This is a genomic window from Acinetobacter sp. YK3, assembly GCF_001729365.1.
Taxonomy (GTDB): Bacteria; Pseudomonadota; Gammaproteobacteria; order Pseudomonadales; family Moraxellaceae; genus Acinetobacter; species Acinetobacter vivianii.
The window spans coordinates 1-6,653 of the sequence record NZ_LZPJ01000034.1 but is presented as its reverse complement, the minus strand read 5'-3'; the positions used below and the strand labels follow the sequence as shown (position 1 = coordinate 6,653).

Genomic DNA, 6,653 nt, shown 5'->3' with positions numbered 1-6,653 from the left:
ATCTCTCTGAGCGCACCAACTTAAATAGAAGAAACCGCTTAATTGCGGTTTTTTTGTGCCTGAATTTTAAGAGATATAAATCATCACGCTGCTATAAACGGCTAAAATATAATATAGGCTCAGTAAAGCCATAAGTATAATTCTTGATTTATTTGAGAATATTTTTAATAAAGTAGACACCATAAAAGCAATCAATAAAAACATCCACGCTCCAATGAATGTGATTATCCAGAGCTTCCAATTCTTTTTCTGTATCGCGGTTGGGGTGTTGGGGGCTAATTGCTGATAATTTAGATGAATTAAATTTCCTTTAAGATCAATATAATCAATAGCTTTAAGCTGGTATTCGGGCCGATTATTTCCTATCGGAATTGTTTGATAATAATAGATTGTTTGGATCGCATGAGTCGGTTTCTTAAGCTCTTGCTGGCATAACTTCATGAGTTTGACATCACACTTCATTGTTAAAGAATTATTGGCGTTTGTTGGAAGTATCAACGATGCACCAGCTCGTTCACGACGGATATGAAATTGGTTGGTTGAGTTGACATATTGTTTTGAGATTTTCCATGTGTGATTTCTAGCAAGGTCTACTTGGTGTAAGGCTGCTTGGTGCAAAGAGCTAAAAACTAATAAAATTATGAAAGAATAAAGAAAGCATAGGAAGGCAGATTTAAAGTGGTTTGAGATGTAATTTTCTTCTGCATTATGGTTCTCGAAAATAGTTTTTGGCATTACGTTCCTTAGTTTTAGCTAGATTTTACTTTTACTATTTTCTTTTCAAACAATTGATAAAGATAACCCACTGTCCCAAGCACACCCACCATACGGATCACATGAAATGCGGTCACCATAGGCACGCCGAGCTGTAACACATTGGCGGTTAATGCCATTTCAGCCACACCACCTGGGGCAAGACCTAAACCAAGTGTGGGTAAGGAAATATCTGTCCAAAATGTAAGGCTGTAGGCGAGCAAGCCTGCGAACAGAATAGCGCCTAGATTACTTAGGGCCACAATACTGAGATAATGCGGTGCAGTTTTGAAAAATCCTGGCTTAAATTTATTACCTAAAGACCAGCCTAGTAATACCTGACCTAAATGTAAAATCGATGTTGGCATCGCCGACAGGTGAATATCTTGTGTGGTAAATAAAATTGCAACCAGTAGCGCACCAAATGTCCAAGGATTCGGAAGCTTGTAATATTTAAAAATACGGCTGGCAAAGTAAGCCAAACTTGCTAACAGGGCAAGACCATACCAATTCACTTCGCCATGACGATGAAGCGTACTGTGATCAAGGCCGTGCCATCCCATAAATTGATAAAAAAATGGAACGATAACCACCACCATTAATATACGTAAGGTATGGGCAGAGGCAACTTTATCAACGCGGGCTTGATAATGCTCAGCCAAGTTAGACATTTCATTTGCACCACCGATTGCGGAAGCAAACCAGGCAGTTTTAAAGTCAACATTTCCCCAGCGATACAATATGGCAGAGCCGATTGCACCCAAGAATAAGGCAAAGAGTAGCCCGCCAAGCAGAAGAGGCCACTGCGTTGCAATCAGTTGAATCATTTGAGGAGTAAAATAGAGACCCAGCGTTAGTCCTAAAATCAACAAGCCGATATTACGTGCGCTGTGATGGCATTCGATCGGCGCATGATTCATTTTAAGAAATGCGGTAATGAATAAAGGCCCAAGTAGCCATGGGAGTGGCAGATGTAACCATTCCGCCAAGTGGGCACCTAAAAAGGCAACCGCTAGACTCAACGCATACTTGAGGTAGATCATTCAAGCCACCGAAAATAAGTGAATAAACCAAAGCAAAGGTGCCAATAGCAATACATGATTGCTATTGGCCATGCAATTAAGATCTTTGACGTTTGCTACGTAACCAGCGAATCAGTGGCAACACAATCATGATACCTGCCATGATCCATAACACCTTCGTGATATAACCATCAAAGAGAATAAATAATTCACCATGTGAAATAGAAAGAGCACGACGTAAACTGGACTCCATCAATCCACCCAGTACAAAGCCAAGGATTAATGCCGAAAGCGGGAAGTTGAGCTTACGTAAAATATAGCCAAAGATACCGAGCACGACCATTAAAATCAGGTCGAATATCGTACTGTGGATGGCATATACCCCAACAAAACTTACTGCGGCAATGGCGGGTAGTAAAATGAAATGTGGAACACTCAGGAGCTTGGCAAAGTAGCGAACCAGTGAAATGTTCATAAATAGGAGTAGGGCACTGGCAATAAAGAGCGAAGCAATAAGTCCCCACACAATCGTTGGTTGCTCGGTAAAGAGTTGTGGACCCGGCGTAATATTATATAAAGTTAAAGCGCCCATCATGACCGCTGTCGTTCCAGAACCAGGTACACCCAAGGTTAACATTGGAATAAACGAGCCGCATGCTGAGGCATTATTCGCAGCTTCTGGTGCAGCAATCCCGCGTAAATCCCCTTCACCAAATTTACTGTCTTTACCTGCCAGCTTGCGTTCACTGGTATAAGCCAAAGCACTGGCAATCGTGGCGCCTGCACCGGGTAAAATACCAATAATAAAGCCTAGAAAAGAACTGCGAAGGGTAGAGCCGAGTGTAAAAGTAAATTCCTTTAAATTGAATAGACTACGCTTACCTTGTCCTAACGCCTTTTGCCCAATTGCCGTTTGTTCCAGCATGATCAGGATTTCACTAATACTGAAGAAGCCAATCACGATCGTAGTAAATTGAATTCCATCACTTAAACTGACAGAGTTAAAAGTGAAACGATATACACCTGTTACGGCATCTACGCCCACTGTCGCGAGTAATAAACCAATTAAAGCGGAGATTGCTGTTTTTACAGGTTGATCACTGACTAAACCACTTAAGCAGGTGAGTGCAAATACCATCAGAACAAAATATTCGGCGGGGCCAAACACAATCGCCCATTTTGCCAAAAGGGGAGCAAATAGAATAATCCCAACAATGGCAATGATACTTCCAATGAATGAGCTCATGGCGGACAGTGATAATGCAATACCAGCTTTACCCTGTTTAGCAAGTGGATAACCATCAAGCGTTGACATAATGGCTGCCGCATCACCTGGCACATTGATCAGAATTGCTGAAATTCGTCCCCCAAACTCACAGCCTAAATAGACCGAAGCAAGAAGAATCAGTGCGCTTTCAGGAGGTAGGCCAAGCGCATAAGCAAAGGGTAACAGTAATGCCACACCATTAATCGGGCCTAAACCGGGTAATAAGCCGACAATGGTTCCGATAAATGCGCCAATAAGGGCAATAAATAAGTTTTGTGGGGTCAGTGCAACCTGAAAACCGTACATTAAATATTCAAAAACATTCATTTATTCTTCCCCGTTTTAATTAAAGAGACCTAATGGCAGAGGGACATCTAGTACATAATCAAATAGTCCGTAGAGTAAGCAACCAAAGACAATGCCAGTGACAAGTGAAGCCTTGAGGCTGCCACCGAAAAGAGGGCCGACCAGAAAAAACATCAGGGCAGTCGAGATAGGAAAACCTAAAAGCTCAAAAGTGGTTGCGTAAATCAGCATGAATAACATGAGCAAACCAACTTTTTTTAAGATGCTTCGGGATAGCCCTAGGTTAAGTAACTCTGCAAGTTTCTTGGGCCGAATAACGAGATAAAAACAACATAAAATTAATAGTAATAATAGAAGTGCGGGGTAGGGTCGTGGCCCCAATGGATCATAGGCAATGGGTGCAACATAGCTCCAGCATAAATAAAGCAGACCAAGACTCACAATCCCTAAAATCCCTGAAAAAATTCTTTCTATGAGCATAATCATTCCTTTTCTGATCTGGTTTTTAGATACATTTCAGGACACTGGAGTTTCAGCGAGAGAAACCTCCAGAGGCTGAAATACTTTTATTTATTGTTTTCGGGATTATTTGGTAATGAGTTCGAACTCTTTGGAGAGATCTCTTAACTGATTGGTTTGTTGTAAGACGAATTGATCTAACTCGGCGCCAGTCATCGAAAATGGCAGTAAATCAAACTGTTCGCGGGTCTGAGTGAACTTTGGATCGGTGAGCATTTTATCGAATGCTGTTTTCCACCACTGATAGGCCTCATCACTCACTTTAGGACCAACGTAATAGCCTCGTACAACAGGCCACTGGATGTCATAACCTTGTTCTTTGGCTGTTGGTATATCTGCTAAGGTATTCGGAAGACGTTCAGGTGCAAAAACTGCAAGTGCGCGTAACTTGCCTGATTTAACATGAGGAATAACCTCCGCAATGCCTGCACTGACGACTTGAATATGATTGCCTAAAACTGAAGTAATGGCTTCACCACCACCTTCCATCGCGATATAAGTCATATCTTTCGGATTGACGCCAGCGGCTTTCGCCAACATTGCGGTTTGCATCCAGTCCTGACCGCCAACACTGCCACCCGCACCAAAGCTAATCGATTTCGGATTTTTCTGAAGAGCCTGAATCAGGTCATTAAGATTTTGGTAGGGTGATTCGGCACTCACTGCAACAACGCCGTAGTCTGTACCGACCACTGCGAGCCAACGTACGTCTTTTTCGGTGTATTGTCCGAATTTGCCTTGGGCCAAGTTAAGCAGTGAGCCTGTTGAGAATGCGACAATGGCATTGTCATTTGCTGGATCATTGGCGACGATCTTATTATATGCCACTGCACCCACACCGCCTGGCATGTAGGTCACCCGCATTGGAGAGTTGAGAAGTTCAGTTTCTCTAAATGCTTTCTGTGCCAGTTTACAAGTCAGGTCAAAGCCACCACCCGGTTTAGCTGGGGCAATACATTCAGGACGTTTAGGTTCTCCGACTTGGCCTTTGCTCTTATCACATGCCGATAAACCGAATCCTAAGGTGATCAATGTAGTTGTGAATAAAACTTTTCTTAACATTTTAAATGTTTCTCCGTAAACAATTATATTGATATGCAAATACATACATATTTAAAGGTGCTGCTTTTAATAAGATTTTAGAGTTGCTATTAATAATTGAATTTTAGTTTGGAGGTGGTCCATTAACCTCTATTTTAGTTTTTTACTGTTGTGTGACTTGGTTATTATTGAGATTAGCACTATATTTTATGAGTCAATGGTGTGGTTTTAAAATATTCCTATATTGTTAATTTATTTGGAGTGTTAGGTGTTTTTAAAAATGGATGTAGAAGGTACGGATTGCTGAATTTAAACGGTTTTAATTTTTTAATGGATTAATCTGATGAGTAAAATAGTTTTTCCTGTTGTGAGAGATGATCTTGCTCCTGTGTTTAAAAGCCAGAAATATACAACTTCTGGCTTTTAATGATTATAAATTCTGAGCGATGTAGGGACTTAGAACTTAAATTCTAAACCTGTGCCTACAAGAGTTTGACTATCCTTTAGATTTGCCTGTTTAAAGCGCGCATAGCCTGTATAGCCATACGATCTTACCTGCTTGCTAAATGAATAACCGATACCTGTCATGATTTGCTGGGCTGTATAGTCGGCAGATTGATCTTTAAAACTGGTTTTGTTGGTGCTGTATTGGGCTTGCACATTCCATTTTTCATGATTTGGAATTTTGTATTCCGTACCGATAAGCCAGCCCACTGAATCATCAATATTGGCTGCACCTTCCTGATTCCCTTTTGCCTCTTCGATCTGAGCTTTCTGGATCAAGGCCTTTAAAGCAAGGTCGTCGGTTGCTTTAATACGGGTGATTAAGCGTGTTGTGTTTGCGGCAGCCAATACACCATCAACGTTAATATTTGTGTCTGATGCGTTCAGGAAACCTTGCCCTAAAAAGTTACTTGGGATCGCCTTATCATAGGCAATACCTGCGACAAGGAATGGATTGGTATAGGTCAGAGAGCTTGACCACGCATCACCTAAGCCTTTACCGTCAACAGTAACGCCCCCTTGACTGCTTTTGATACCTTGGCCTTCTCCAGTTGCCAGAAGGGCAATAAATTCAACATTGGCATCCTGACCTACAGAAAACTTAGGTGATTCATATAACACCGAATTATTAATCCGGTTTTCACCAGGCATAATGCCAGTGACATCTGCGGTATTACGAACATAGTTATTAAAGCTATCTACTGGACTTGAAAGTCTCTTTAACGGTGAATTATGTTTGCCAACCTTTAGCGTACCTAGATATTTATCTTTTAAACCTACATATCGATCCCGTTGTGACCAATCAGTACCATCGCCGTCTGCATTAAATGCCCATTCGACTAAGTAAACTGCGTCTAAACGATCTGTTAGTTTTTCCTCACCTTTAAGACCGAGAAAGGAACTATTCGTATTAATTTTCCATACATCTTTATTTTTTGTATGGGCATTATTTTCGGGTAAATAATCAACACTGGCGTCGATCTCACCATACATGTGAGGAGCAGCAAATGCTGAGCTGGTGATGATCGTAAATATGCTGGCAATTAAAACCGTAACTCTCATTTTTTCATCCTGAAAATTTTATAAAGCATCCCTTAGGGATGATGTGTCATTGTTGTGTTGTTTAAAAATATTAAAATGCTTAAGCCTTTAATACAGGTAGATTTTTAATAGAGTGAATGGTTTTTATCAAGCGCTATGGCGGAGTGGTTATTGGAGGGTTTTAAATAAAATTATTTTAA

At 41.0% G+C, this 6,653-nt stretch carries 6 protein-coding genes; all 6 read right to left on the bottom strand.

Annotation, left to right across the window (positions count from 1 at the left end; genetic code table 11):
• Positions 1-66: 66 nt before the first annotated feature.
• A complete protein-coding gene (locus tag A9Z07_RS03935) occupies positions 67-735 on the bottom strand; it encodes a hypothetical protein (protein ID WP_069576951.1) in 669 nt (222 codons plus the stop codon).
• Between the two features lie 14 nt (positions 736-749).
• Complete coding sequence (locus A9Z07_RS03930) at positions 750-1,796, bottom strand: AbrB family transcriptional regulator (RefSeq protein ID WP_069576949.1); 1,047 nt, start codon at positions 1,794-1,796, stop codon at positions 750-752.
• Between the two features lie 76 nt (positions 1,797-1,872).
• Positions 1,873-3,369, bottom strand: coding sequence for a tripartite tricarboxylate transporter permease (locus A9Z07_RS03925; RefSeq protein ID WP_069576947.1), 1,497 nt, complete (start codon positions 3,367-3,369; stop codon positions 1,873-1,875).
• Positions 3,370-3,384: 15 nt separating this feature from the next.
• Entirely contained in the window at positions 3,385-3,828 is a 444-nt protein-coding gene (locus tag A9Z07_RS03920) for a tripartite tricarboxylate transporter TctB family protein (RefSeq protein ID WP_069576945.1), read from the bottom strand.
• Between the two features lie 105 nt (positions 3,829-3,933).
• Positions 3,934-4,929 carry a tripartite tricarboxylate transporter substrate binding protein gene (locus tag A9Z07_RS03915; RefSeq protein WP_069576943.1) on the bottom strand — a complete coding sequence of 332 codons (996 nt, stop codon included), beginning with the start codon at positions 4,927-4,929 and terminating at the stop codon, positions 3,934-3,936.
• 435 nt (positions 4,930-5,364) lie between these two features.
• On the bottom strand, positions 5,365-6,474 hold the full coding sequence (locus A9Z07_RS03910; RefSeq protein ID WP_069576942.1) for a porin: 1,110 nt from the start codon (positions 6,472-6,474) through the stop codon (positions 5,365-5,367).
• Positions 6,475-6,653 lie beyond the last annotated feature (179 nt).